Raw genomic sequence first — 3,665 nt, forward strand, 5'->3', positions numbered from 1 at the left:
TTTCCAAGCTTCAAGTAGAGTTTGACCGCTCGGATGCGTTCTTCGTATGAATACATGGGCCAGCTCCTAATAGTCCAAGAATTCCGCCGCACCCCCAAAGCGGACACTACAACTTAGCCCGTACAACATAAAACTGCGATAATGTTGATTATGTTAAATACGCCGGCTGCCAGCCTCGTAACCGGTTGCGATGTGACCGATAACGGTCTATATTTAGTCCTATTAGACCCAACGGAGCGCCCCATGCACCTCGCCGATCACGTCAAGCCGATCAGCTACCTCAAAAGCGAAGCCGCCCAGATCGTCAAGGACCTCACCGACTCGGGAGAGCCGCTCATCATCACGCAGAACGGTGAAGCAAAACTCGTGGTCCAGGACGTGCGAACCTACGACGCGACCCAGCAGACCATCGCGCTGCTGAAGCTCCTGGCCATCGGCCAGAAGCATATCGAGCGCGACGACCATGTCGACGGCGACGAATTCTTCGGGGAGCTCAACGAACTCGACCGCCAGGAAAAACTTCGCTGATGCCGGCCTCGCCGCTGAAGTACCGCGTCCTGCCGACCGCGCGGATCGGCATCGACGAGCTGAGAAGTTACATTGTCCGAACCTTCGGATGGGAGACCTGGCGTCAGACATCGGCGCAGATTCAGGAAACCATCACGCAGATTCGCCAGTATCCCAACAGTGGCCATATTCCTGCCGAACTCGAAGGCTTCGTCGATGAGCGTTTCCGGCAGGCCCTATGCGGCAGGAACCGGATCATCTACCAGGTGCGGGACGACACGGTTTTCATTCACCTCGTGGTCGATACACGACGCGACCTGCCGGCCCTGCTCCAGAGGATCGTCCTTCGACTCATGTGAGCGTCAGGATGACGCAGCAATTATCCGCCGGTGACGGCAATGACGACATCTTCGTCCTCCTGCCTTCCTGTAGATTATTGTGACCGTATCGGAATGCGGGAGCCCGGCCAGCGAGCCGGGGTTGTAGCGCAGTAATGCCCGGGCGGACGCGGGATTCCTAATGGCCGTCGTTATCCTTAGTTATCCTCTTTGCCGCGGTGCAGCCCAGCGCCCTATTTTCGTTGCCTTTTCTTGCACCTGATATGCGCGACTGCCGTCGCGGTAGTCGTCATTCGGGACACCAGTATTCAGCCTCCGTCTTGCGGCATTGCGGAATCCGTCGCGGCGAACACTGGCTTGGGAACTCCGTCCCTGGCATCGCCGCCTGCGTTAGCCCCGGGTGCGCGATTTCGCCGCTCAACGCTGTCCGGATGCAGCACGTCGAGGACTGGCCGCCCCCTTTCCGTCAGGTGCGCGCGACGCCTGCCCACGGAGCCGTGTTCCAGCATCGCCAGTTGCCGTTCGAGGAGCGCGTCCAGTTCGGCGCGGTTCATGTCGAGCTGATCCGCTGCGTGGCGAACCAGCATCAGGGTTGCAAATTCGTGTGGACTGAGCGTTGACCTCTCCCGTCAAGAATGGAACCGTGAACCGGGGCACGGTGCGGAAAAACGAAACGTGCTGAATAGCCGACGCGGGCATTGCTACCCTGCAGAGGGGCGTCTTCACCCGGATGATTCCTGTCGCCTCGTTGATCTCCTTGCCCGTCGCCGGATTGCGGGCCAATTCCATCCGCTGGGCGATCAAAACAACGGGACTGGTTGACTGAGCCCCGTCCCTCAAAGGCTGTCTCGCGCCGCCGTCAGGGTGCCTTGCCTGTTTTCCCACCGACTTCTCCCCCGTTTTTATGAGGGCTCTCCATCTTCCCTTCGTGCGCCTCCACTTGAAAACGTCACGTTCCTGTCCTGTGGCCGAAAACCGGCCGGGATGTACTTGCCTGTCCTGACAGGGGCGGTGCAATACGTTCGCATTTCTGGGGGGAGTTTCACGCGCCGAAGCAGTGGCGATCAGTCTTCAGTGCCCCTGCCGGGTCATGCCTTCAGCCAAGGGCGGCGTTGCGCGTGCGCGCCACCTCCGCTGCCTTGCTGGGTAAGACCCGATGGCCTCAGGCGTGCTGACGCCCAGCATCACCGAAGCGAACGTGCCGTCGCGGTACACCATGAGTGCGTGCGCTGTGGCACCCGGCCTGCCCGGTACGCTTCCACGAGCCCAAGGTAGCGCTCAAGCGTGGCGCCGAGCTCAGACGGGTTTCGTCCGGCTGCCAGTCATTGATGCTGCCCCACCACCGGGTCGTTGCACCGTCAATGAACGCGATCACCCACACAACTGTTCGCCTCAGCACGGGCTGCCCGAATCAGCGCGACCTGGGGGGGGATCTTTCATTCTTCATGCGTCATCCCGCTCCACGCGCGCCTGCAGCTGCGCGCTGGCGCGAAACTTTACGATGCGGCGTGCCGCAATGGGCGCAGCGACGCCGGTCTGCGGATTGCGTCCGGGGCGCGGTGGCTTGTCACGCAACGCAAAGACCCCGAACCCGGCAAGCTTGACCGTTTCGCCGGCAGCCAGCGTGGCGCGTAGGGTCTCGAAAAACGCCTCGATCATTTCAGTCGCCTCCTCCCGGCTTAGCCCCGCACGATCACACAGCGCCGCGATCAGATCAGCTTTCCTGAACGTGCGAGTGCGCGCCGCGTCGGCCGTCCGCATGACGGGCCAGTCGCGCTTCATCGACTTGCTTCGGACTTGAGTTGGCCCGGCCGCGCCGGACGGCTCATTCGCTCCGGCTCGGGCTGAGCGAGCAGTGGATTGGCTGCATGCCCGGGGCGACTTGAAGACAAAACCCCGCGGAACCCATCGCTGCTACTTCGTGCCTGCACTGCAGCAATAGGCGAGCAGGAATGTAGGAATCCCGGGCGTCTCTGCCACGATCGCGCGGATGTCCTTGTTGAGCTTGGCCATCGCTGCGGACACATAGTCGGGAGCCGGCAACTTGTTCGTATTGAAGTCGTGGACAGCCACAACAATGGCCTTGTTGTCTGCCGTCATGGGGTGGGCAAGAGCCCGATCTTGTTCCGAAAACCTTTGCTCGCGCATTGCGACAGCACCGACTCGCCCCACGCAACAGCCGTGGGTGCCCGACATCACGTGAATTGTATGCCCGTCGCCCTTTAGCCCCGCAGCGATCTCCTCAAGAGCCGCCGCGACGTCCCTTACATTGCATTCTCCATGGAACCCCCAAATTTGCACAGCACCAAGGGTGTCATCGGTAATTTTTGCGAGCTCTGCCATATAAATTTACGAAGGAGATATTGGAAACGCGATGTGATGCACCGCCTAACATCAGCAAGGTGCCGAACCATTCCCGAGCAGCTAGTGGCTCAACGACCATACCTGATCCTACTGATTTAAGAGGTGCCGCCCACTACTCTGAATCAATCTTTCAACCATTGGCGAGCCCACTTGGTTACCGCACACTGCCCGCGCGAGATAAAAGTTTCGCCTCCTGGGAGGAGAGACACAAGACAATTAACATCAAAATAATTGATATGTAGTTCAGCCAGAACAAACTGTGTGGGGCAGCAGTTTTTTCATGCGGCCCAGTGCAAACATTTCCACTGGCCGCCCCGGCAAGAGCTGGCGGTGGACGAGACGTACGCCAAGGTGCGTGGCCAGTGGAAATACCTTTATCGCGCTGGGGACAAGGCCGGAAAGACGGTGGATTTCCTGCTTCGAGCCCATCGTGACAAGGCTGCCGCCCGTCGCTAT

At 59.9% G+C, this 3,665-nt stretch carries 5 protein-coding genes and 1 pseudogene; 3 read left to right on the forward strand and 3 right to left on the reverse strand.

Features of this window, described 5'->3' with window-relative positions:
* Window positions 1-243: 243 nt before the first annotated feature.
* Together AB4Y43_RS40125 and AB4Y43_RS40130 are read left to right on the forward strand one after the other, a co-directional pair.
* Window positions 244-528, forward strand: coding sequence for a type II toxin-antitoxin system Phd/YefM family antitoxin (locus tag AB4Y43_RS40125; RefSeq protein ID WP_342925222.1), 285 nt, complete (start codon window positions 244-246; stop codon window positions 526-528).
* Entirely contained in the window at window positions 528-866 is a 339-nt protein-coding gene (locus AB4Y43_RS40130) for a type II toxin-antitoxin system RelE/ParE family toxin (RefSeq protein ID WP_083245687.1), read from the forward strand. Before AB4Y43_RS40125 ends, AB4Y43_RS40130 begins: the two co-directional genes overlap by 1 nt.
* A 287-nt stretch (window positions 867-1,153) precedes the next feature.
* Here the strand turns inward: AB4Y43_RS40130 and AB4Y43_RS40135 are convergent, their stop codons facing one another.
* From AB4Y43_RS40135 to AB4Y43_RS40145, 3 genes are all read right to left on the reverse strand, one after another.
* A complete protein-coding gene (locus tag AB4Y43_RS40135; RefSeq protein WP_368661876.1) occupies window positions 1,154-1,432 on the reverse strand; it encodes a hypothetical protein in 279 nt (92 codons plus the stop codon).
* Between the two features lie 856 nt (window positions 1,433-2,288).
* Complete coding sequence (locus AB4Y43_RS40140; protein WP_069269036.1) at window positions 2,289-2,627, reverse strand: integration host factor subunit alpha; 339 nt, start codon at window positions 2,625-2,627, stop codon at window positions 2,289-2,291.
* Between the two features lie 132 nt (window positions 2,628-2,759).
* Complete coding sequence (locus tag AB4Y43_RS40145; protein ID WP_368661877.1) at window positions 2,760-3,188, reverse strand: hypothetical protein; 429 nt, start codon at window positions 3,186-3,188, stop codon at window positions 2,760-2,762.
* 351 nt (window positions 3,189-3,539) lie between these two features.
* Between AB4Y43_RS40145 and AB4Y43_RS40150 the strand changes: the two are divergent.
* Window positions 3,540-3,665, forward strand: a pseudogene (locus AB4Y43_RS40150) (DDE-type integrase/transposase/recombinase); the annotation flags it as partial.

This window comes from Paraburkholderia sp. BR10872 (assembly GCF_040965835.1).
Taxonomy (GTDB): Bacteria; Pseudomonadota; Gammaproteobacteria; order Burkholderiales; family Burkholderiaceae; genus Paraburkholderia; species Paraburkholderia nodosa_A.